The organism is Tessaracoccus rhinocerotis (assembly GCF_007197885.1).
GTDB lineage: Bacteria > Actinomycetota > Actinomycetes > Propionibacteriales > Propionibacteriaceae > Arachnia > Arachnia rhinocerotis.
The window spans coordinates 16,691-38,809 of record NZ_VKKG01000002.1; the positions used below are offsets into that span (position 1 = coordinate 16,691).

A 22,119-nucleotide genomic window follows, 5' to 3' on the forward strand; every position below is an offset into this window, starting at 1 on the left:
TCAGCTCCAGTCGATGCGCACCACACCGGCGGCCGCGTTCCCGGCCTGCTCGAGCAGGTGCGCGAACTGGTCGTAGCCCTCGAACATCTTGCGGTGGGTGCCGATGCCGAGCTCGTAGATGATGCGCTCGTCCGCCTTGGTGAGGATCTTGGCCGAGCGGTTGATGAACTCGCCCGGCGGCTTGATTTGGATCACCTTGAGTTCGGAGTAGTTGAAGGAGCGGTCGTCGAATGCCACCCAGGTGGGTGCGACGACGATCTGGCTCGGCAGCTTCGCGGCGCGTCGCCGCATGACCAGCAGGGGGGTGAGGACCAGCAGGGCGAACAGGATGAACGCGCCCAGCACCAGCCACGCGACGTACGCCTCGGTGTCGGGGTCAGTGCTGATGCCCCAGGCCGCGAGGGCGCCCAGCAACACGAGCACCGCCGCGACTACCCAGAGCGTGACGTAGAACTTGCGCAACGGCGCCCGGGTGATCTCGAAGCGCTGCGGCTGGAACTCCAGCGGCCGCCGAGCGGCAACGCCGGGCACGGGGGAGGGGGCGCCGGGAGCCTGCGGGGACGCGGGTGGTACCCCCATCGAGCGGCCGGTCAGCCGGTGGATGAGTTCGTTGAACTCGTCGGCCTCGAATCCGATGACGTGCGTGTCGGTGCCGTGCGGGCCCATCACCTCGAGCGCTCGGGTGGTGCCGACGTGCTGTCCCCGGTTCATCTGGTGCGTGACCTTGGGCGCGAACTGGTTCTCGCCCAGGCGGTACTCCTTCGTCGCCCCCGAGAGCAGGTGGATGCGCAGCGACTGGTCGTCGAGTTCGATGCGCTTGATGGTGCCGAACAGCGTGTTGAGCACCATGGCCACGGCCACCACGGCCCCGATGCCGAGGGCGAGCGGCATCACCCGGGTGGCGGTCCAGTTGCTGAACTGGCTGATCAGGCCGTAGCTGACGAGCACGGCAGCCAGGCCCACCCCGACGGCGACGGCGAAGCCGAGGGCGATCCTGCCGGGCTTGGCGACGAGTTCGAACGTGTTCACCGCGGCATTGTGGCATCCGGCGGGTTCGCCGTGCGGAGCGCCGAAAGCGGGCGGGGCTGCAACTAGTGTGTGGCCCATGCAACTGGACACCACCTCCCTGCGCGAGCGACTCACCGCGGCCGGCTACACCGTCGACTCTGTCCTGGACCGGATCGGCGAGGCCGGCCAGGAGGCACTGGGACGCAACACGACCGTCGCCGCCGACGTCGCGCTGGCCGGAGCGATGGACCCGCTGGCCGTGCTGGTCCGCCTGTTCCTGCTGCAACAGGCCGTGCCAGCGGCGCGGGCCGAGGCCGCCCTCGACGTCGAGGACCTGGTGGCCGGCGGGGTGCTGCGCCGCGACGGCGACGACGTGGTGGCGCTGCTTGACCTTCGGCCCTACGACTCGCCCGACGACGGCGCCTCTGGCTTCCTCGCCAGCGACCTCACCCCCGGGATGGACGCGGCCACCTCGGCCACCCGGTCCGACTACGTGCTTGGCGCCTCCCCGGCGTCGCTCACCCTCGCGCAGCTGGTCGTGCGTGACGAGGTGGGCTCCGCCCTGGATCTCGGCACCGGCTGCGGCGTGCAGGCGCTGCACCTGGCGCGGCACTGCGAGCGCGTGGTCGGCACCGACCTCAACGAGCGCGCGCTCGAGTGCGCCCGGTTGACCGCCGAGCTGTCCGGTGTCGAGGTGGACCTGCGGCACGGCTCCCTGTACGAGCCGGTGGCGGGGGAGCGGTTCGACCTGATCGTGTCCAACCCGCCCTACGTGATGAGCCCGCCCAGTGGGGGCGACGCGCGCCTCACCTACCGCGAGGGCACCCACACCGCGGACGGTCTCGTCGAGGCCGTCGTCCGCGGTTCGGCCGACCACCTCAACCCCGGCGGCACCGCCCAGTTCCTCGTCAACTGGGCGGTCACGGCCGACCAGCCCTGGCAGGAGCGGCTGCGCGGCTGGGTGGAGGGCACCGGCCTGGACTGCTGGGTGATCGAGCGCGAGCGCCTCGACCGGTACTCCTACATCGAGCTGTGGCTCACCGACGCCGGTCTCGCCGGCTCCGAGGAGTGGCTGCCCGCCTACCGACGCTGGCTGGACTACTTCGACGAGCTCGGGATCGAGGAGGTGGGCATGGGCTGGATCATGCTCACGGCTGCCGGGCGCGCCGAGCCGCAGCTCCGGTTCGAGAGCTGGCCCCACGCCGTCGTCCAGCCCGTCGGGATCGCCTTCGCGCAGGCCCGCGACGCGATCGATGCCTCGCTGCTCCCGCTCGACGAGCTGCTCGCCGCCGCACCGCGCCTGGCCGACGTCAAGCAGGAGACCATCGGCGAGCCCGGCGCAGCGGACCCCCAGCACATCGTGCTGCGTCAGCGCAGCGGACTGCTCCGGGCCATCGAGGTGGACACCGCCGAGGCCGCCGCCCTGGGCGCGCTCGACGGCGACCTCACCGTCGGCCAGGTGCTGGCGGCGGTGGCCCAGGTCCTCGATCTGGACCCCGCCGAGCTGGCCGCCGGCGTGATTCCTGTCATCCGCGACGCCCTGCGCGACCAGCTGCTCGTGCTCGGCGGGTCGGGGGAGGCCGTCGAGGAGGAACCACACGTCGTCGGCGCTCTCAATTAAGTCTTGACTTAAATAAGTCGCTGCTTAACAATGGTTCCATGCACGCTCTGGACGTCCTCGGTGACCCGGTGCGGCGGCGGATCCTCGAACTGCTCGCCGACGGTGAGCTCGGCGCGGGCGACGTCGGCCGGAGCGTTGGCGACGAGTTCGGCATCAGCCAGCCCGCGGTCTCGCAACACCTGAAGGTGCTCCGGGACAACGGGTTCGCGAGCGTGCGGGCACAGGGGACCCGTCGGCTGTACTCGGTCGACGGTCGTGGGCCAGAGGAGGCGCGGCAGTGGCTGAGCGCCTTCGAGCGCTTCTGGGTGCCCAAGCTGGACGCGCTCGGCACCGAGCTGGCAAGAGGGCGACGCAGGCGTCGCCAGGACGAACAGGACAAGGAGAACTGACATGGTCGACGTGATCACACAACTTGGAGCCGTCTCCCGGGCAGTGGCGGAGGAGGAGCGCGAGGGTGAGCCCTCCCGCGTGCAGAGCCTCGAACAGACCTATCCGTCGCCGATCGACGACGTCTGGGAGGCCGTCACCAGCGCCGAGCGCATCGAGCGCTGGTTCATGCCCGTCGAGGGCGAGCTCGCGCTGGGCGGGCGATACCAACTGGTCGGCAACGCCGGCGGCAAGGTGCTCGAGTGCGAGCCGCCGTCGGAGGGGACCGCCCGCTACCGGATCACCTGGGAGTTCGGCGGCGGCATGAGCTGGGTCACGGTCAGTCTGGCCGAGCAGGGCGCGGAGACCCGCCTCGTGCTGGAGCACGTGGCCCGCGTCGCCGACGTGCCCCAGGAGATGTGGGACACCTTCGGCCCGGGCGCCACCGGCGTCGGCTGGGACGGCGGCCTGCTCGGGCTGTCGCTCCACCTCGGAGGCATCCACGGCAAGCTCGCCCCAGAGGAGGCGGAGGCCTGGGCGGCAACCGCCGAGGGCAGGCAGTTCTACCGGGGAGCCGCCGACGCGTGGGCGGCCGCGCACGTCGCCTCCGGGGCCGACGCCGGCGTGGCGGCCCGCAACGCCGACGCCACCTTCGGCTTCTACACGGGCGAGCCCGGCTGATCCCTGCGCAACAGTGTCGCGCCGGGCGCCGAGTGCCGCGCCCAGCGCAGCATTGTTTGCGCTGGCGCCACGGTCTCGCCGGGCCCGGTGGGCAAGGACCCGGTCGGTGGAGTGCGAGACGTCGGCTAGCATTCCAATCGTCCTGCTCCCACGAATGGAAGAAGTTGCATGGCCGACAAGCTGAAGCGACTCGTGATCGTCGAGTCGCCCACGAAGGCGACCAAGATCGCCGGATACCTCGGTGACGGGTACATCGTGGAGTCCAGCCGCGGCCACGTCCGTGACCTGCCGACCGGTGCCGCGGAGGTGCCCGCCAAGTACAAGGGCCAGCCGTGGGCGCGGACCGGGGTCAACGTCGACGAGGGGTTCCAGCCCCTCTACGTGGTGGCGGCCGACAAGAAGGCGACCATCAAGGACCTGAAGTCCAAGCTCGCAGGGGTCGACGAACTCCTGCTCGCCACCGATGGTGACCGCGAGGGCGAGGCCATCGCGTGGCACCTCCTGGAGGAGCTGAAGCCGAAGGTCCCCGCGCTGCGGATGGTGTTCCACGAGATCACCCCCAGCGCCATCGAGGAGGCCGTGAAGAACCCGCGTGCCCTGGACACTGACCTGGTGGACGCGCAGGAGACGCGCCGGATCCTGGACCGCCTCTACGGCTACGAGGTCTCCCCGGTGCTGTGGAAGAAGGTCATGCCGCGCCTGTCCGCCGGCCGCGTGCAGTCCGTGGCCACCCGCCTGGTGGTGGACCGCGAGCGCGAGCGGATCGCGTTCGTGCCGGCCTCCTACTGGGACCTCGACGCGGTCCTCGACGGCGGAGCCGAGGCCGATCCCCGCAGCTTCCCCGCCCGCCTGACGACCGTCGGCGGCAGCAAGATCGCCCAGGGCCGTGACTTCGACGCCTCCGGCCGGGTCACCAACCAGACCGCCGTGATCCTCGACGAGGCGGGTGCCAAGTCCCTGGCCGAGGCCATCGAGGGCGGCAGCCTGGCCGTCGCCTCGGTGGAGGCCAAGCCCTACACCCGCCGCCCGTACGAGCCCTTCCGCACCACCACCATGCAGCAGGAGGCCGGCCGCAAGCTCGGATTCACCGCGCAGCGTGCGATGTCGGTGGCGCAGGAGCTGTACGAGAAGGGCTTCATCACCTACATGCGTACCGACTCGGTGACACTGGCGGCCTCGGCCATCCAGGCCGCGCGGGCGCAGGTCGCGGAGCTGTTCGGCGAGTCCTACCTGCCGGAGAAGCCTCGCTACTACGCGTCGAAGGTCAAGAACGCCCAGGAGGCCCACGAGGCCATCCGCCCCGCCGGTGACGCATTCCAGCACCCGGACCGCACCGGTCTGGTGGGCGACGCGTTCAAGCTCTACCAGCTGATCTGGCGTCGCACGCTCGCCTCCCAGATGGCCGACGCGCGCGGCGAGCAGATGACCGTCCGGATCGACGCCAGGCTGGCGGCGCCGGTCGAGCTGGCCACGGGCACGGTCACCGAGGCCGAGCTGACGGCGTCGGGGCGCACCATCGTGTTCCACGGCTTCCTGAAGGCCTACGTCGCCGGTTCCGACGACGCGGCCGCGGCCTCCGACGACTCCCAGGCGCGCCTGCCGCAGTTGACGCAGGGCCAAGAGGTGCACGCCGAGTCCGTGACCGCCGCCGGCCACGAGACCAAGCCGCCGGCGCGCTACACCGAGCCGTCGCTGGTGGCCAAGCTCGAGGAGCTGGAGATCGGCCGCCCGTCCACCTACGCGTCGATCATCCGCACCATCACGGCCCGGGACTACGTGTTCAAGAAGGGTTCGGCGCTGGTGCCGACGTGGCTGGCGTTCGCCGTCACGCGCCTGCTGGAGGAGCACTTCTCCAAGCTCGTCGACTACAAGTTCACCGCAGAGTTGGAAGAGCTCCTCGACGAGATCGCCGCAGGTGACGCCGACCGGCTGGAGGTCCTCACCGAGTTCTATCGGGGCCCGGACGGCTCCGAGCACCAGGGGCTGCACGCGCTGGTGAACGAACTCGGTGAAATCGACGCCCGCGAGCTGTCCACCTTCCCCATCGCCGACTCCGGCATCAACGTGCGGGTGGGACGCTACGGCACCTACGTCGAGGACTCCGAGGGCAAGCGGGCCAACGTCCCGGAGGACGTCGCCCCCGACGGCCTCACCGTCGAGTACGCGCAGGAGCTGTTGAGCCAGCCCCTCGACGCCGAGCACGAGCTGGGCGTCGACCCCGACACCGGGCTGATGGTGGTCGCCAAGAACGGCCGCTACGGGCCCTACGTCACCGAGGTGCTGCCGGAGGACGCGCCGAAGTCGCGCAAGCCGCGCACCGGTTCGCTGTTCAAGTCGATGTCGCTGGACAGCGTCGACCTCGAGACCGCCAAGAAGCTGATGGGCCTGCCGCGGGTGGTCGGCGCCGATGCCGAGGGCGTGGAGATCACGGCCCAGAACGGCCGCTACGGCCCGTACCTGAAGAAGGGCACGGACTCGCGTTCGCTGACGTCGGAGGAGCAGATCTTCGACATCACCCTCGACGAGGCGCTGGCGATCTACGCCCAGCCCAAGCAGCGGGGGCGCGCGGCCGCGGCGCCGCCGCTCAAGGAGTTCGGCGAGGACCCGGTCTCGGGCAAGCCCACGGTGCTCAAGTCGGGCCGCTTCGGCCCCTACGTCACCGACGGCGAGACCAACGCCACCCTGCGCCGGGACGACGACCCCGACGCGGTGACGCCGCAGCGTGCGTTCGAGCTGCTGGCGGAGAAGCGCGCCAAGGGACCTGCCAAGAAGCCGGTGCGCAAGAAGGCACCCGCCAAGAAGGCGCCGGCGAAGAAGGCCACCACTCGGAAGACGCCGGCCAAGAAGACCACCACCGAGTGAGCTGAGGACCTCGCATGGGCAAGAAGCACAAGTCAGCGATGCGGTTCCACGTCCCGTTCACGGCGACTGCGCCGCCCATGACCTCGAGGGCCGTCGGCATCGTGCGGCTGACCCAGCGTCGCGCAAGCGGGACCTCCACCGACGTCACCATCATCGACTCGCCGGACAACCGGCTCCTGCGTTCCGGGGTGACGGTCTCCCACCGCGTCTGTGAGGGCTTGGGCCACTGGGTGCTCGAGGCGCCCGCCTGGGCGCCCAGGCTCCCCGCCCACCGCAGCGAGCCCGTAGGGGCGACGGCTGAGCTCCCGCTCGAGTACGCCATGCTCGTGCGCCCGATCGCGCGCGGAGCCGTGCTCGGGCCGGTCGCGGCCCTCGACATCGAGCGCACCGAGTACACGATGCTCGGGCCCGAGGACGCCCCAGTGGCCGCCATCGTCGACGAGCAGGTCGCGGTCCGGCGCGGCGGCGTCACCACCGCCCGCTACCGCGAGACCACCATCACCCCCACCGTTGAGTTCACGCCGCAGCAGCGCGAGTTCGTGCTCTCCTCCATGCTCTCGGTCTCCGCCACCCCGGTGGACTCGTTCCCGTCGCTGCAGCAGCGCCTCGGGCCGCCCGCCACGGGCATGACCGACTTCCCACAGCCGCAGCCCGTGCGGCGGGACTCGACGCTGGAGGAGCTGGTCACCGCCGTCTTCGCGCGGGACCTGCACGACCTCGTCGACACGCTGCTCGACCTCGCCTCCGCCCGCCCCGACGACGTCGCCGTCCTGAACTCGCAGCTCGCCACCGTGGCCCGCGACGTCCGCGGCTTCGCGCACGCCCTGGACCCACAGTGGTGCAGGTCCGTCCAGGAGCTCGTCTCCGGTGCCCCGTTCGGCAGCATCGGCGACGCCGTCCCCGTCGCCCTGCGGGTGGCCGACACCCTGGTCGGCGCGGTGCACGCGCCCCGGCTCGGCGACACCTCGCACGACCTGGCTGCGCCGCTGCTCCACCGCCGCGCCCAGCAGGGGGTCTACATCCTCGCCGACCGCTGCCGCGCACTGGAGGAGTCCTCACCCGACAAGCAGTGGGAGGGCGCGCTCCAGGCGGCCGAGCAGTTGGCCGTTTCCGCCGCCGTCGCGTCGCTGCTGCCGGGCAAGCCCCTGACCAAGATCGTGCGCCTGCTCGACGAACTGAGCACCCACCTCAGGTCCTGCGTGGCGCCCCCCGACGAGCCGGTCGCGCTGGAGGGGTTGACGCTGGAGGAGGCGTTCCGCGAGGGCGCCCGCGCCGAGCGGCGACGCTTCACCATGGTCAATTCCCGCGCCCGGTTCGTGGCGCAGTGGCCCGAGCGGATCGCCAAGCTCCGCAAGTACCAGGAGAAGGCGAAGAAGAAGCGATGACGGGAGCCTTCATCGTCCTCGAGGGTGGCGACGGCGTCGGCAAGTCCACGCAGGCGGCCGCGCTCGTCGAGTGGCTGACCGCCCGCGGCACGCCCCACGTCCACACCCGGCAGCCGGGCGGCACCCCACTCGGCGCGAGCCTGCGCAGCCTCGTCCTCGACCCGGCGACCGGCGACGTCGCGCCCCGCGCCGAGGCCCTCATCTATGCTGCTGACAAGGCCCAGCACCTGATGCAGGTGGTCGAGCCCGCACTCGCCGAGGGGCTCGTGGTGGTGTGCGACCGCTACGTCGACTCGATGATCGCCTACCAGGGAGCCGGCCGCGCACTCGACGTCGCCGAGGTGGAGCAGGTGGCCGACTGGGCCACCGCCGGGCGCCGCCCCGAACTGACGATCCTGCTCGACGCGGCCCCCGGCGACGCCGTGGCGCAGATCGCCGAGAAGGACCGGCTCGAGGGCGCAGGGGACGAGTTCCACCGCCGCGTCCGGGCACACTTCCTGCACCTGGCCGAGGCCGCTCCGGAGCGCTACCTGGTGGTTGACGCCCGGCTCCCGATCACCGAGGTCACCAGCGCCATCACCGCCCGGGTCGAGCAGTTGCTCGACGGTGACTGAGCCGGTTGTCGGTGCCTGCTGGCAGGATGGGCACCGTGACTGTTTGGGATGAGCTGATCGGCCAGCACAAGGCCGTCGAGGTGCTGCAACGCGCCACCTCCGGCGGCCGCCACGCGATGACGCACGCGTGGCTGTTCGTCGGCCCTCCCGGATCCGGCCGCTCCAACGCTGCCAAGGCCTTCGCTGCGGCGCTGCAGTGCGAACGCGGCGGCTGCGGCGAGTGCAACGACTGCCGCACCTCCCTGTCCGGCGCGCACCCGGACGTGACGCTGCTGCGCACCGAACAGCTCTCCATCGGCGTGGAGGAGGTCCGCCAGTTGGTCGGCCGGGCCAACGTCTCGCCCGTCAACCGGCGCTGGCAGGTGGTCATCGTCGAGGACGCTGACCGAGTCACCGAGCGTGGCGCCGACGCCCTGCTGAAGGCGATCGAGGAGCCGGCCCCCCGAACGGTGTGGCTGCTGTGCGCGCCCAGCGCCGACGACGTAATCGTCACCATCCGCTCCCGCTGCCGCAAGCTGCAACTGGTCACCCCCGGGATCGACGCCGTCGCCGACCTGCTCGTCACGCGCGACGGGATCTCGCCGGCGCTCGCAGCCCACTGCGCCCGCGCCGCCCAGGGCCACGTCGGACGCGCCAGGATGCTGGCCCGCTCCGACTCCGCCCGCATCCGGCGCAACGAGATCCTCACGCTCCCGGGCAGGCTCCGCTGCCTCACCGACTGCCTGACCGCCGCGGAGAACCTCGTCGCCGCCAGCGCCGACGAGGCCGCGCAGGCCACCGCCGACGTCGACGCAAAGGAGCTCGCGGAGCTGCAGGCCGCGATGGGCATGGGCGGACGCGGCGCCAAGCCCCGCTCCGCGCAGGCGGCCGTCAGGGAACTCGAGGACCAGCAGAAGATGCGTGCCAAGCGGATGCAGCGCGATGCCCTGGACAACGTCCTGACCGAGCTGACGGGCTTCTACCGCGATGTGCTCGCCCTCCAGACCGCACCCGGGGTGGAGCTCATCAATGCGGACCTGACGGACCAGATCAGTCCGATCGCGCGGCGCTCCACCGGCGAGCAGACCATCCACGCGCTCGACGCGATCCTCGAGGCGCGCACGGCGCTGGAGACCAACGTCGCTCCACAGTTGGCGATGGAGGCGCTGATGGTGAGCCTGGCCGAGGCCGGCCGCACCACTGTCTGAGCCCCGCAGGCGTGCCGCACCACCCGCGCGACCCGCCGACGGCGTGTGCCGCCGCCGCTGTGGCCGCTCGGATGGGAGGATGATCCCAACTCACCCGGAGAAGGAACCACCATGTCCACACCAGAAGAACCCGATTGGGTGCGTCAGGGAACGCCCCGCGACGTCGATGCCGAATGGAACGATGAGCAGAGCGAGTACGGGACCACAGTGAGCCCGGTCGAGTGGGACGACTACTCCAGCGAGCAGTCCGTGCCTGTCGAGCGGCCGCGCCCAGTCGCGCAGCCTCCGGTAACTGACCAGGGCGCCGCGGCGGGGGCGGAGACGGCCGAGGACGACTTCGCGGCACAGCCCCAGGCCACCCCGCCCTCCGAGGACGGTCTTCCCGAGACCCCGCAGGAGCCCATTGACACCTCCGACGACGCCGCCGTCATGGGTGCGCCGATCGAGGACCAGCCCGTTCTCCCAGAGGACGACGCCGATGCAGGGCTGGAGCCGGCCGTCACCGACGAGCCCGACGTCGAACCCGTCGACGCTCCCGTTGCCGGCACGACCGACACCGGTCGGCCGGTCGCCGCCGAGGAGCCGACGGCGGAGGAGTTCGGCGCCTCCGAGCCGCGCGAGGGCCTCGCCCCCGGCACCGACATCCCCGCACCGGTCCCGGCCGGCTCGAGCGACCTCGAGGACTCCGAGGAGGAGTCATTCGAGGAGGAGAGCCTCGACGAGCCCTCGATCGACGACTACGACGAGCCCCATGACGACGAGACCGTCGCCGCGGTGCCCGAGGACGACGTCCGGGACGAGGAGTACGACCCGGACGCCACCCGGGTGAGCCCCGCCGTCGGCTCGGACGCCGACGCCACCGACGACACCCTCGCCCGGGACGACCGGGTGGCCGACGACGACGCGACGCGCGTTGTCCCCGTCGCTGTGGGCGCGGCCGGAGCCACGGCGGTGGCCGGCTCCTCACCGCTGCCGGACGACCTCTACCGCACCGGCGAGACCGCGGTGATCGACGACCGTGAGGCGCTCGCCGCCCGTGCCCGTGAGGCCGACGAGGCCGAGGCCAGGGAGCGCGAGCTCCAGGCCCAGCTCGACGCCGAACGCCGCGCCCGTGACGAGCGGCTCGGGGTGGTCGCCACCTCCTCGGAGAACGAGGTGCGTGACCCCGCAACCGCCTACAAGGTCTCCACGGACCGCTTCTTCGGCAGCCTCGGGCTGTTCGTCCTGCGCCTCGTGACGGCCACCATCCTGGGCGTAACCGGCTACCAGGTGCTCACCAACGTGGACCGCACCACGGAGTTCCTCTCCCAGACAGCCATCCCCGAGCCGCGGCTCGTGACTTGGATCGTCGGCTTCACGCTGGGGACCCTGGCGCTCCTGCTCGTGATCGGACTGGTCCAGCGGGCGGTCGGCGTCGTCCTGCTGCTGCTGAGCATCGGGTCGCTGGTGTTCATCCGCTGGGGTGCGTTCAGCCCCTTCGTCCAAGGCCGCGAGGGCTTCCTGGGTGACAAGACGCTGCTGCTCGCCGCCGTCGGCTTCGTGCTGATCGGCGTCGGGGGCGGCCTGTGGGGCGTCGACGGCGCCTTCCGCCGCGCCCGTGCCGCAGCCAGGGCTGACAAGGGCTGAGCCAGGCCACAGCCACCCCCGTGAACCCGCCCGTCGTCACTCGCGACGGGCGGGTTCCCGCATCCACCGGCCCTGAGTGCCTGTGACGAATCAACAAGTGGTTCGGAGCCCGTTCTCGGGCACTGAACCACTTCTCCGGCTGGGAGCCCCGTCTGGGAGGGCGGGCGGTGGTTGAGTCGTCGGGCAGAATGAACACGGACGCGACGCCTGCCATGGGAGAGCAATGAAGAAACGACGCAACTGGGTGAACTGGGCACAGGTGCTGTGCGTCGTGATCGCCGTCGGTCTGGTTGCGTCATTCTTCGTCGGCGGCCTCTTCACCGGCGGGACCCCCGCCGACGAGCCCGTGGAGCCGCAGGAACCCACCACCCAGGCGGGCGAGCCAGTCGACGAGGGGGACCCGCAGCCGGGCGTCCCCGCCGTCCCCGTGGCGGAGCACGAGGTCTGGGAGCTCGAGGAAGAGGTGAACCCGGACCGGCAGCTCGACTACCAGCCCGAGGGCGAGCCCGACGTCGAGTTCCAGGACGCCCCCGGGGAGGATCTGGCCGGCTACTGGACGCAGAGCATCGACTGGCAGCCGTGCCACGACGGCGACCTCTGCGCCACCGTCCTGACCCCCCTCGACTGGGAGGACCCAGGCACCGCCGCCATCCAGCTGAAGGTGCGCAGGTCTCCCGTGGAGGACCCGACGCAGGACCCGATGTTCCTCAACCCGGGTGGTCCCGGCATCGGCGGCCAGTACATGGTCGACAGCGTCGGGGACCGCTGGCCCAGCTACGACAAGATCGCATGGGACCCCCGGGGCACGGGCGAGTCCACGGCCGTCCAGTGCGGCACCACCGAGGAGATCGACGAGGCCTACGAGCTCGACGGCTCGCCGGACGACGCAGCCGAGGAGGAGGCACTCGAGGCCGGTTGGGGCGAGTTCGCCCAGGACTGCCGGGACGCCTCCGGGGCGCTGCTGGACCACCTGAGCACCATCGAGGTAGTGCGGGACCTGGACCTGCTGCGCCACCTCGTCGGGGCGGAGAAGCTCAACTATCTCGGCGTCTCCTACGGCACCTACCTGGGCGCGATGTACGCGGAGCTGTTCCCGGAGCGCACCGGCCGGATGGTGCTCGACTCGGCGGTCAACATCACCGACGACGAGGGCGCCCCGAACCAGATCGAGGGCTTCGAGCTGGCACTGCGCAACTACGCCGAGTGGTGTGCCGGTGAGGACCGCTGCGTCTTCGGCGAGTCCCGCGACGAGGTCATGGCAACCATCGGGGACTGGCTGTCCGGACTGGACGCGAACCCGATCACGGTGGGGGAGCGGGAGCTGACCCAGACCCTCGCGACGGTGGGTGTGCTGTTGTTCCTCTACTCCGACGAGGAGGCCTACGAGGGCCTGACGTACGTGGTCATGGAGGCCATGGAGGGCCGCGCCGAGGAACTCCTCAAGGCCGCCGACAGCCTCAACATGCGCGGTGACCCGGCCATCGGAGCATTCCCGGCGATGCGCTGCGCCGACTGGCCCGACGAGGGCGTCGACGCGGCCTACGAGTGGTTCGAGGAGGTCAAGCCCCTCGCGCCCACCCTCGCCCCGAACTCGGGCATGGACCTGGTCTGCGAGACCTGGACCGCGGACTCCGCGCCGCCGCTCAAGCTGACCGGCCAGGGGGCCGCCCCGCTGTTGGTCATCGGGACCACGGGCGACTCCGCCACCCCCTACGAGCACGCCGTCGCAATGGCCGAGCAGCTCGACTCAGGGGTGCTGGTCACGTTGGACGGCGCCGGTCACGGCTCCGCCACCGGTGACAACGAGTGCCTCCAGGACGTCCTGACCGCGTTCTACGAGGATGGCACCGTCCCGGACGAGGGCGTCACCTGCAGCTGAGGGCGCCTGGGCGGAGTTTCTTTCCTGCGCCCGGCGCCGCTATAGTTTCTGCGTGCTGCCGCCCTAGCTCAGTAGGCAGAGCGACGCTCTCGTAAAGCGTAGGTCAGGAGTTCGATTCTCCTGGGCGGCTCCAGAACCGGAGAACCCCGGCCCCTCGTGGGTCGGGGGTTTTCCATCTTCCGGCGTTGTCAGCCCAGTTCAGGTGGGTGGGTCGGGATGTGCGTCAGGACGTTTGCTGCGAGTAGGGTGGTTCGTCCGTGTCCGAACCGAGGGGCGGCTTCGGCGGGTCGGGACCCGCCTTGTACTCTGGTTGGGTCAGTGCGGATGTCGCACCGGTGCTCTAAACGAGGAGGGGACATGTTCGACTGCGCCATCATCGGGGCTGGTCTGGCGGGCCTGACTGCGGCCCGGGATCTTGTCCGGCGTGGCCTGGACGTCGTCGTCATCGAAGCCAGGGACCGCGTTGGGGGACGGGTCGAGAACGGGATCCTCGCCGACGGACAGTACGTCGAGCTCGGTGGCCAGTGGATCGGCAGCGGCCACGACTCGATCGCCGAACTCGTGAACCACTACGGGCTCAAGACCATCGGCAACCCCTCCACCGGACACCTCATGGTTCGCCTGCGCGGCAAGGCCAAGGCGCTGCCGTCGTCCGAGGAGACCTCAGAGCTCACCCCGTTCGAGGTCGCTGACCTCGGCAGCGGGCTGGTCAGGCTGCGCCGCCTCGGCCAGCGCCTCCGGGAGGACGAGGCCTGGGCCAAGGCCAACCACGTCTGGTTGTCGCAGGACCTCACCCGCTGGGTGAAGACCAACCTGCGCACCGTCGGCGCACAGAAGCGATTCAAGAAGGTCTACCAGACCGCCTTCGGTCCGCTCGAGGAGGGGACCACCCTCCAGGAGGGACTGATGGAGGTCAACTCCGGTCCCGACCTCGAGGGCATGCTGGCCTCCAACGGCGGCCTCAACCAGCTGCGCGTCGAGGGCGGCGTCCACGCCCTCACCGAAGCCATGGCCGACGAGCTCGGCGACCGCGTCCGACTGGGCAGCCCCGTCGTCAGGGTCGAGCACGGCCCCGAGTCGGGCACCCTCGTGCTGGCCGACGGCGAGCGCGTCGAGGCCCGCCACATCATCTCCACCCTGCCGCCGAAGCTCGCGGTCAAGCTCGAGCACGAGCCCCCGCTGGCGCCGTGGCGCGCCGAGACCGCGGAGAAGGTTGCCAGCGGCAACGTCATCAAGGCCTACCTCGTCTACGACCACCCGTTCTGGCGCGAGGGCGGCCTGTCCGGCCAGTCCAGCGCCGACGACGGCCCCGTCCGCGTGACGTTCGACACCACCACCGGCGAGAACCGCCGCGGCCTCCTGATGGGATTCTTCGAGGGCGCCGACGCCGACTCGCTGTCCAAGCGCTCGATCACCCTGCGCAAGCGCGCGTTCGTGGACTCCGTGGTGCGGACCTTCGGCGACGTCGCGGCCGAGCCGCTCGAGTACGTCGAGCGGGACTGGTCCGCCGAGGACTACACCGGCGGCTGTCACGGCGCGCACTTCGCTCCGGGCGTGTGGACCGCAAACGGTCCCGTTCTCTCGGAGTCGGAGGGTGTCCTGCACTGGGCGGGTGCCGAGTACTCCGGGCGCTTCAACGGCTACATGGAGGGGGCGGTCCGCTCGGGCCTCGACGCCGCAGCCGTGGTGGCGCTCCACCTGGCCTGAGTCGTCGCGCTCAGTCGCTGACGAAGGGGAAGGCGTCGAACAGGCGCGCCAGTTGGGGCCGCAGGTCGTCGGGGACGGGCGAGAACTCGGTCAGTTCCAACTGCCGATTCGAGGGTCTCCCGCCGCGCTTCCACACCCCGAGCACGACACCGTCGACCACGAGGCTGCGCCCGAACACCCCGTTGTTGCCAGGGACCAGTCGCTGGTGCTCCTCGGCTGACATGGCGAACAGGCGGTCCTGGTAGCCCAGGATGAACTCGTCGAACCCCGGCAGGAGCAGGGGATTGGCGACGGCGTCGCCAAGCGCCGCCACCTCGTCGCGCAGCCCGGGGCGCCAGTAGGTGGGATCGGCCTCGTTTCCCTCCTCGAACTCGTCGGCCACCAGGTCAAGCGCCGCACGGGCCTCCCGCAGGGTGAGCTTGGTCCACCAGCCGAAGTCGCGGATGGTGGCGGGACCGTGGCTGCACAGGTAGCGCCGCAGGAGCTCGGCCGCTGCCGCGATCCGATCGCCGTTGAATCGGCCCTCCAGCCCCGAGCCCACCGGCACCCAGCCCTCGGCGAGGACCACGTTCTGGTCCTGGCCGTTCCAGGGGCCGAAGAACAGGAAGGTCTCCGAGATCATCCGTGCCAGCAGGTGGTAGCCGGGGCCGCCCTTGGTGGGCTGGCCGTCGGCCTCCCAGAGCGCGAACAGGTCCGCGCGGGACAGCCCCTGCGGCGACCGGGAGAGCGCCTCGAAAGCCACCTCCCGCGCCCTGGCCATTCGGGCGTCGTCGAGCCCGAGTTGGTGCTGCCGGCTGCGGGCCGCCCTCAGCGCCGGCGCCGCGCACAGCTGCCCCATCCACGACGCGTCGGCTGCGGGCAGCAGCAACAGCGTCCCACGCATCGGGTAGCCGCGCACCACCAGACCCGCGTCCATCGCGTCAGTGACGGCCGAGACCGAGTTCGACGGCGTCCGCAGCGCGGTCGACGCGATCACCCCGGGCAGGTCCTGGCCCTGCATCGCACCCTGGGCCGTGACCACGGCCAGCGGATCGGCGTGCGGGCGGGTCAGGAGGCCCTGGGCGACGAGGCGGGCGCGGCCGAGCAGCTTGTCAGTCATGGGAGTACCTAACCAGAGGAAGGGGACACCCCCCGTCCGCCACCCGCCCTGCGCGACGCTGTCACGCTGGCGCGGACCGCCCCACGCCGTCGCCGGGGTCTGCCAGACTTGCCCCGTGACCCAGAACACCGCCGCCAGGCGCGCAGCAGGTGAAATCACCGTCCGCGAGCGGCTGACGTTCGCGGCAGGTGACGTCTTCGCGGGAGGCGCGTCGTCGCTGATCGCCGTCATGTACCTGATCTTCCTCACCGACGTCATCCGGCTCGCCCCCGGACTGGCAGGCACCGCGGTGCTGGTGGCGAAGCTCTGGGACGCGGTCAACGACCCCCTCATGGGCGCCATCTCGGACAGGGTGCGCACGCGCATGGGTCGACGCCGCCCGTTCATCCTGGGCGGGGCCGTACTCCTGATCCCCATCATGGCGCTGCTGTGGCTGCCGTTCCCGGTCCTCGACTCCCAGTTGGGCAAGATGGCGTGGGCGATGCTGTCCTACATCGGCTACAACACCGTCCAGACCGTGATGGCCGTGCCCTACGCGTCCATGTCGACCGAGATCACCACCGACTACGACGAGCGCAACAAGGTCAACACCACCCGACTGCTGTTCTCGACGGTGGCCTCGGCGACGGTGACGCTGCTCGGCGCCTGGCTGTTCGACCAGTACCGCAGCGGCGAGATCGGGCTGTGGCCGATGTACCTGGCCATCGTCCTGGGCTTCGGGACGGTGTTCATGCTCGTCATGCTGGGGGTGGCGCTGTTCACGCGAGAGCGAGCCCCCATCCCGCCGCGGGCGCAGCGCTTCGAGGTGCGCACGTTCGTCGCACCGCTTCGGACGAGTTCCTTCCGCAAGCTGCTGGGCATGTACCTGAGTCAGGCGCTGGCTTTCGACATCATCTCCGCGACGGTCCTCTACTACGCCCTCTACGTGGTGGTGGGCGCCAACTCGCAGGTGTTCCTCGGCATCTTCATCGGGGTCAACGTGATCGCCTACCCGATCGTCACCTGGCTGGTGGGGCGAGTCTCCAAGCACCGCGTCTACATGCGGCTGATCCCGCTGGCACTGGTCGGCGCGGCGGCGGTCGCGGTATTCCCGGGCGACGGTCCGGTGCCGCTGGTCTACGTGTTCGCCTTCATGCTGGCCGCGGGCATGGCCGGCGCCCAGCTGATGTGCTGGGTGATGTTCCCCGACGTCCTCGACGATGCCGAGCTGGCCACCGGGCAGCGCAACGCGGGCTCCTACTCCGGCCTGATGACCTTCACCCGCGGCATCGCCTCGGCCATCGTGATCCAGGCGCTCGGGCTCGTGCTGCAGTTCAGCGGCTACGTGGCACCGGTGACCAACGAGGTACCCCTCCAGCCCGACTCGGCGGTGCTCGGCATCCGCCTGTTCATGTGGATCGGCATCACGGCCCTGCTGGTCCTCGGTTGGACCATCGCGCGCCGCTACCCGCTCACCCGGACCGTCGCCCTGTCCAACCAGGCCGAACTGGACCGTCGGCGTGGAAAAGTCGTCTCCGGGGAGGAGCTCGCATGATCACTTCGCTGACACTGTGGCTGCGCTCGCTCGGTCGCGAGACGACGCCGCCGCAGCCCGACGACCCGGGCATGGCCGTGAAGATGTCCCCCTCGGGCATCCGGGACCTCGACAAGCTGGTGGCGGGCGAGCCCATCGACGAGGCCCCCGTCCACACCATCTGCGACTTCGTCGACATCCGGTTCGACTGCGCGGACTTCCGAGTCCTGACACTGCTGCGGATCGCCTACTCGGACAACCCCAACGTCTCCGACGACCTCCGCAAGCGCATCCGCACCAGCCTGCTCGGTTTCCGGTACTGGATGGACGAGCAGGGCGAGGACTCGATGTGCTTCTGGTCCGAGAACCACCAGGTGATCTTCGCCGCGTGCGAGTACCTCGCCGGGCGGCTCTACCCCGACGAGGAGTTCACCAACCCCGGACCCGACGGCCGGCGGCTCACCGGCCGCGAGCGGGAGGCGCGCGGGCGACGTCGGCTCGAGACCTGGTTCGACCACCGCTTCCGCTACGGCTTCACCGAGTGGAACTCCAACACCTACTACGAGGAGGACGTCGCCCCGCTGGCGCTGCTCGTGGACCTCTCCGGCGAACAGGAGATGGTGCGGCGCGCCACGACGATGCTGGACCTGCTGCTGCTGGACATGGCCCTCCACCGGTTCGAGCGCTACTTCATCTCCTCGGCCGGCCGCGCCTACGAGGCGCAGAAGAAGGATCCCCGCCGCGCCGACGTCAACGACATCGTCGACCACGCCTTCGGCCGCGACTTCCGCCCAACGCTCGACAAGGCCGGCGGGTTCTTCGTCGTCAGCTCCTACGAGACCCCCGAGGTGCTGCGCCGCATCGCCGCGGCCCCGGGGGAGCTGCTGCTCAAGGAGTCGTTCGGGCTGGACGTCGACGAGGTGGTAGGGGAGGTCGGGCCCGCCCGCGACGTCGAGACCACGGGGCTGTTCTTCTGGTTGATGGAGGCGTTCACCACACCGGAGTCCATCAGGATCACGGTGGACATGGTCGAGCGCTGGCGGATGCACACCAACCGCTTCCTCGAGCCCCTCGGGGCGTTCCGGCGGCTGCCGCGCGCCCTGCTGCCGGGGCTCGTGAGACTGCTCAACCCTGCGACCCAGGGCGTGGCGATCCAGCGCGCCGACGTCCAGACCTTCCGCACCCCGCACCACCTCCTCACCAGCGCGCAGGGCTACCAGCCGGGTGGTTTCGGTGACCAGCAGCACCTCTGGCAGGCGATCCTGCCCGGCGGCGTGCCGGTCTTCGCCGTGCACCCCGGCGCCCCCATGTTCGACGAGACGGCGCGCAACTTCTCACCCGCCTCCTGGGTGGGCAACGGCATCAACCCGCAGGTGGGGCAGGACCGCGGCCTGCTGATCGCCCTCCACGACCTGCGGCTGCGCGGCGGTTTCCTCGAGCGAGAACGCCTCCGCTTCACCCACCTGTTCTGGCCCACCGAGCGCTTCGACGAGCACACCATGGGCCTCCACCCCGGCGGCGGCAACTGGCTGGCGGCGCGCTGCGGCGAGGGCTTCATCGGCGTCGTCTCCATGCGACCCCTGCAACTCGGGGCCGAGCCCGAGCCCCAGTCCGTGGTGCAATCGGGCGACGTCACGGGCTGGGTGGTCCTGATGGGCTCTGCCGACGAGGGCAGCTTCGCGGCGTTCTGCGAGCGCGTCCGCACCATGCCCGTGACCCACACCGTCGGTCGCAGGCCGCGCGAGGGCAGCATCACAGCCACCCTCGACGGCGTCGCCCACGAACTGCGCTGGGACGGCGGCCTCCACCGCGACGGCGTGCGCCTCGCCACCGACTACCCCCGCCTCGACACCCCCTTCGTCAGGGCCGAACGGTTCCCGACGCGGCTGCACGTCAGCCACGACGGCCACACCCTCGACCTGGACTGGGGCGCCGGCACCCGGGTGGTCGGGGCCGACGCGGACGCGACGCAGGAGGTGGCCTCATGACAGCCCTCGAGGTTGCCGTCGAGTTGTGCGACGACATCGCCGCCATCCACCGCGACCGGCGGGTGCTGCCCTGGATGTGGGGCCCGGCCCTGCTCGGGTTCGCGCTCGCGAAGCTGGACGAGCACTTGGGCGAGGACCGCTACCTCAGCTGTCTGGAGCGCTACGGCGACCACTACCTCGCCAACCCGCCGTCCATCACCTACTCCGACCACGTGGCCCCCGCCCTGGTCACGTGGACGCTGGAGCGCAAGGGGATGGACCGGTTCGCGCCCCTGACCGCGCGCGCCGTCGACTACATCCGCAACGCTCCGCGCGCCGTCGACGATGCGGTCAACCACCTCGGAAGATCACCCTGGAACTGGATCTACCCGCGCTCTGTCTGGGTGGACTCGCTGATGATGTTCTCCGTCTTCCCCGCCATGTACGGCAGGATCGAGGGCGACCGCTACCTGCTCGACGTCGCCGCCCGACAGCCGGCGCAGTACGCCAGGCGCATGTTCGACGAGGAGAGCGGCCTGTGGCACCACGCCTACTGGGTGCGCTTCGGACCGTTCCCCAACGTGTTCTGGGGCCGCGGCAACGGCTGGGTGGTCGCGGCACTGCCGATGATCCTCGACCAGCTTCCCGACGACCATCCCGAGCGGGAGCAGATCCTCGGCCTCCTCGGCCGCACCAGTGCCGCGCTGCTGCCGCTGCAGTCCGAGGACGGCACCTGGAAGACCGTCCTGAAGGACCGTCGCCGCTGGTTCAAGTCGCGCGGTGGCTACCGTGAGCTCTCCGCGACGGCCCTGGTGGCCTCGGGTTGGTTGCACGGCGTCAGGGTCGGCTACCTGGGTGAGGAGTACCTCGACCCGGCCCAACGGGCGCTGGCCGCGGTCACGGGCGCGGTCCGACGGCGCGGCGGGCACGTCGAGCTGCCTGAGATCTCCGGCCCCACCATCCCGCTGCCGTTCGCCCCGCGACTGGGATACCTGATGACGCCCAAGGGCTCGAACCATCCCTACGGCGTGGCGGCGTTCGTGCTCGCCGCCATCAACCAGGACCTGCTGGAACGGGCCTGAACCCGTCCACCGCGAGGCTCAGGACGGATCCGGGAGCGCGAGGTAGACCGTCTCCAGGTACTCCTGGATCCCCTCGTGGGAGCCCTCTCGCCCGATCCCGGACTGCTTCACGCCACCGAACGGCGCGGCCGCGTTGGACAGCACGCCGGTGTTGATCCCGATCATCCCAGTCTCCAGCAACACCCCGAGCCGCTGGATGCGGTCCGGGTCACGCGTGTACGCGTAGGCGGCCAGCCCCATCCGGGTGGCGTTGGCGATCCGCAGGGCCTCGGCCTCGTCGCGGAAGCTGGTCACGACCGCGACGGGACCGAAGATCTCCTCGCCGAGGATCGCGGCGTCGTGCCCGACCCCGGCCAGGACGGTGGGCGGGTAGTGGTGGCCGGGCCCGTCGGGGACCTCTCCTCCGGTCAGCAGCTGGGCGCCCGCAGTGATCGCGCTCGACACCAGGGAGTGGACCTGCTCTCGGGCGTCGGCGGAGATCAGCGGGCCGACGTCGGTGCCCTCGGCGAGTGGGTCGCCCACCTCCAGCCTGGAGAACTCCGCCGCGAGCCTGCGCGCGAACTCCCCGGCGATCGACTCGTGCACGATGAAGCGGTTGGCCGCTGTGCACGCCTCGCCGATGTTGCGCAGCTTGGCGGCCTTCGCGCCCTCGACGGCGGCGGCCAGGTCCGCGTCCTCGAACACCAGGAACGGTGCGTTCCCGCCGAGTTCCATCGACGTGCGCAGGACGCCGTCCGCGGCCTGCCGCAGGAGTGCCTGACCCACCTCGGTCGAGCCGGTGAACGACAGCTTGCGCAGCCGGGGGTCGGCGATGACGGCGTCCGTGACGTCGTGCTCGGTGGAGGTGATGACGTTGACCACGCCGTCGGGGATCCCGACGTCGGCCAGCACCCGCGCGAACAGCAGCGTGGTCAGCGGCGTCACCGAGCTGGGTCGCAGCACGACGGTGCACCCCGCGGCCAGTGCGGGCGCCACCTTTCGCGTGGCCATCGCCAGCGGGAAGTTCCACGGCGTCAGCAACAGGCACGGTCCCACGGGCCGCTTCATCACCAGGCCCCGCAGCGTGCCCTCGGGCAGGATGCCGTAGCGGCCCTCGATCCGGACCGCCTCCTCGGAGAACCAGCGCAGGAACTCGGCCCCGTAGGTGACCTCGCCGTCCGACTCGGGCAGCGTCTTGCCCATCTCGAGCGTCATGGTCCGGGCGAAGTCCTCCCGTCGTGCGACCACGGCCTCGAAGGCCGCGCGCAGGAGCTCGGCCCGGGTGCGGGGCGGGGTGGCGGCCCAGCCCGGGCGGGCGTGGTCGGCAGCGGCGAGCGCGGCGAGACCCTGCTCCACGTCGGCGTTGGCGACGGTGGCGAGCAGCTCCCCGGTGTCGGGGTTGGCGACGGGAGTGGCGGGACGGGCACCGTCGACCCAGGCGCCCCCGATCCACAGCTGCGTGGGGAGGTCCGAGGGGAGGCTGTGCTCATCCATGCGGCCACGTTACTCCGCCGCGGACGCACCGGGGCCCCGCCTGCACGGC

16 protein-coding genes and 1 tRNA gene are annotated in these 22,119 nt (G+C 70.8%); 14 read left to right on the forward strand and 3 right to left on the reverse strand.

Going from position 1 to position 22,119, the window contains the following annotated elements; translation table 11 throughout:
• On the reverse strand, nucleotides 1–1,029 hold the full coding sequence (locus FOJ82_RS05245; RefSeq protein ID WP_143937432.1) for a hypothetical protein: 1,029 nt from the start codon (nucleotides 1,027–1,029) through the stop codon (nucleotides 1–3).
• 76 nt (nucleotides 1,030–1,105) lie between these two features.
• Between FOJ82_RS05245 and FOJ82_RS05250 the strand changes: the two genes are divergently transcribed.
• The 11 genes from FOJ82_RS05250 to FOJ82_RS05300 all read left to right on the forward strand — a co-directional run bounded on the left by FOJ82_RS05250 (nucleotide 1,106) and on the right by FOJ82_RS05300 (nucleotide 14,936).
• Complete coding sequence (locus FOJ82_RS05250) at nucleotides 1,106–2,629, forward strand: DUF7059 domain-containing protein (protein WP_185975640.1); 1,524 nt, start codon at nucleotides 1,106–1,108, stop codon at nucleotides 2,627–2,629.
• A gap of 38 nt (nucleotides 2,630–2,667) precedes the next feature.
• On the forward strand, nucleotides 2,668–3,018 hold the full coding sequence (locus tag FOJ82_RS05255) for an ArsR/SmtB family transcription factor (protein WP_143937433.1): 351 nt from the start codon (nucleotides 2,668–2,670) through the stop codon (nucleotides 3,016–3,018).
• 1 nt (nucleotide 3,019) lies between these two features.
• Complete coding sequence (locus tag FOJ82_RS05260) at nucleotides 3,020–3,676, forward strand: SRPBCC domain-containing protein (RefSeq protein ID WP_143937434.1); 657 nt, start codon at nucleotides 3,020–3,022, stop codon at nucleotides 3,674–3,676.
• 168 nt (nucleotides 3,677–3,844) lie between these two features.
• Nucleotides 3,845–6,538: a type I DNA topoisomerase gene (gene topA / locus FOJ82_RS05265; RefSeq protein ID WP_143937435.1), complete on the forward strand. Its 2,694-nt coding sequence runs from the start codon at nucleotides 3,845–3,847 to the stop codon at nucleotides 6,536–6,538.
• 14 nt (nucleotides 6,539–6,552) lie between these two features.
• Nucleotides 6,553–7,923 (forward strand): CYTH domain-containing protein, encoded by a 1,371-nt coding sequence (locus FOJ82_RS05270; protein WP_143937436.1) that lies wholly within the window; start codon nucleotides 6,553–6,555, stop codon nucleotides 7,921–7,923.
• On the forward strand, nucleotides 7,920–8,537 hold the full coding sequence (gene tmk, locus FOJ82_RS05275) for a dTMP kinase (protein WP_143937437.1): 618 nt from the start codon (nucleotides 7,920–7,922) through the stop codon (nucleotides 8,535–8,537). The genes FOJ82_RS05270 and tmk overlap by 4 nt, the downstream gene beginning before the upstream one ends.
• Before the next feature lie 26 nt (nucleotides 8,538–8,563).
• Nucleotides 8,564–9,724, forward strand: coding sequence for a DNA polymerase III subunit delta' (locus FOJ82_RS05280; RefSeq protein WP_143937438.1), 1,161 nt, complete (start codon nucleotides 8,564–8,566; stop codon nucleotides 9,722–9,724).
• Nucleotides 9,725–9,835: 111 nt separating this feature from the next.
• The gene (locus tag FOJ82_RS05285; RefSeq protein ID WP_143937439.1) at nucleotides 9,836–11,350 is read left to right on the forward strand and encodes a DoxX family protein; all 1,515 of its coding nucleotides are present in this window, start codon (nucleotides 9,836–9,838) and stop codon (nucleotides 11,348–11,350) included.
• 223 nt (nucleotides 11,351–11,573) lie between these two features.
• Nucleotides 11,574–13,229: an alpha/beta hydrolase gene (locus FOJ82_RS05290; RefSeq protein ID WP_143937440.1), complete on the forward strand. Its 1,656-nt coding sequence runs from the start codon at nucleotides 11,574–11,576 to the stop codon at nucleotides 13,227–13,229.
• A gap of 57 nt (nucleotides 13,230–13,286) precedes the next feature.
• Nucleotides 13,287–13,362 (forward strand) — tRNA-Thr (locus FOJ82_RS05295).
• 224 nt (nucleotides 13,363–13,586) lie between these two features.
• Nucleotides 13,587–14,936, forward strand: a complete 1,350-nt coding sequence (locus FOJ82_RS05300; RefSeq protein ID WP_143937441.1) for a flavin monoamine oxidase family protein — start codon at nucleotides 13,587–13,589, stop codon at nucleotides 14,934–14,936.
• 10 nt (nucleotides 14,937–14,946) lie between these two features.
• Here the strand turns inward: FOJ82_RS05300 and FOJ82_RS05305 are convergent, their stop codons facing one another.
• On the reverse strand, nucleotides 14,947–16,035 hold the full coding sequence (locus FOJ82_RS05305; protein ID WP_185975641.1) for a winged helix DNA-binding domain-containing protein: 1,089 nt from the start codon (nucleotides 16,033–16,035) through the stop codon (nucleotides 14,947–14,949).
• A 115-nt stretch (nucleotides 16,036–16,150) separates the two neighbouring features.
• Here FOJ82_RS05305 and FOJ82_RS05310 point away from each other — a divergent pair, with 115 nt between their 5' ends.
• From FOJ82_RS05310 to FOJ82_RS05320, 3 genes are read left to right on the forward strand one after another with little or no spacing between them, the layout of a single operon-like run.
• Nucleotides 16,151–17,569: an MFS transporter gene (locus FOJ82_RS05310; RefSeq protein ID WP_185975642.1), complete on the forward strand. Its 1,419-nt coding sequence runs from the start codon at nucleotides 16,151–16,153 to the stop codon at nucleotides 17,567–17,569.
• Nucleotides 17,566–19,536: a hypothetical protein gene (locus FOJ82_RS05315; RefSeq protein WP_143937444.1), complete on the forward strand. Its 1,971-nt coding sequence runs from the start codon at nucleotides 17,566–17,568 to the stop codon at nucleotides 19,534–19,536. Before FOJ82_RS05310 ends, FOJ82_RS05315 begins: the two co-directional genes overlap by 4 nt.
• Nucleotides 19,533–20,597 (forward strand): glycoside hydrolase family 88 protein, encoded by a 1,065-nt coding sequence (locus FOJ82_RS05320; protein ID WP_143937445.1) that lies wholly within the window; start codon nucleotides 19,533–19,535, stop codon nucleotides 20,595–20,597. The genes FOJ82_RS05315 and FOJ82_RS05320 overlap by 4 nt, the downstream gene beginning before the upstream one ends.
• Before the next feature lie 18 nt (nucleotides 20,598–20,615).
• On the opposite strand, the gene FOJ82_RS05325 is transcribed toward FOJ82_RS05320, so the two are convergent.
• Nucleotides 20,616–22,070, reverse strand: a complete 1,455-nt coding sequence (locus tag FOJ82_RS05325; RefSeq protein WP_143937446.1) for an NAD-dependent succinate-semialdehyde dehydrogenase — start codon at nucleotides 22,068–22,070, stop codon at nucleotides 20,616–20,618.
• Nucleotides 22,071–22,119 lie beyond the last annotated feature (49 nt).

Excerpts from the sequence above, each read along its gene's own strand:
- FOJ82_RS05290 (WP_143937440.1), top strand. The coding sequence starts at position 11,574 with ATGAAGAAACGACGCAACTGGGTGAACTGGGCACAGGTGCTGTGCGTC.
- FOJ82_RS05305 (WP_185975641.1), bottom strand. The coding sequence starts at position 16,035 with ATGACTGACAAGCTGCTCGGCCGCGCCCGCCTCGTCGCCCAGGGCCTC.
- FOJ82_RS05325 (WP_143937446.1), bottom strand. The coding sequence starts at position 22,070 with ATGGATGAGCACAGCCTCCCCTCGGACCTCCCCACGCAGCTGTGGATC.
- FOJ82_RS05280 (WP_143937438.1), top strand. The coding sequence starts at position 8,564 with ATGGGCACCGTGACTGTTTGGGATGAGCTGATCGGCCAGCACAAGGCC.
- FOJ82_RS05285 (WP_143937439.1), top strand. The coding sequence starts at position 9,836 with ATGTCCACACCAGAAGAACCCGATTGGGTGCGTCAGGGAACGCCCCGC.
- topA (WP_143937435.1), top strand. The coding sequence starts at position 3,845 with ATGGCCGACAAGCTGAAGCGACTCGTGATCGTCGAGTCGCCCACGAAG.
- FOJ82_RS05260 (WP_143937434.1), top strand. The coding sequence starts at position 3,020 with ATGGTCGACGTGATCACACAACTTGGAGCCGTCTCCCGGGCAGTGGCG.
- tmk (WP_143937437.1), top strand. The coding sequence starts at position 7,920 with ATGACGGGAGCCTTCATCGTCCTCGAGGGTGGCGACGGCGTCGGCAAG.
- FOJ82_RS05315 (WP_143937444.1), top strand. The coding sequence starts at position 17,566 with ATGATCACTTCGCTGACACTGTGGCTGCGCTCGCTCGGTCGCGAGACG.
- FOJ82_RS05300 (WP_143937441.1), top strand. The coding sequence starts at position 13,587 with ATGTTCGACTGCGCCATCATCGGGGCTGGTCTGGCGGGCCTGACTGCG.
- FOJ82_RS05250 (WP_185975640.1), top strand. The coding sequence starts at position 1,106 with ATGCAACTGGACACCACCTCCCTGCGCGAGCGACTCACCGCGGCCGGC.
- FOJ82_RS05320 (WP_143937445.1), top strand. The coding sequence starts at position 19,533 with ATGACAGCCCTCGAGGTTGCCGTCGAGTTGTGCGACGACATCGCCGCC.
- FOJ82_RS05255 (WP_143937433.1), top strand. The coding sequence starts at position 2,668 with ATGCACGCTCTGGACGTCCTCGGTGACCCGGTGCGGCGGCGGATCCTC.
- FOJ82_RS05270 (WP_143937436.1), top strand. The coding sequence starts at position 6,553 with ATGGGCAAGAAGCACAAGTCAGCGATGCGGTTCCACGTCCCGTTCACG.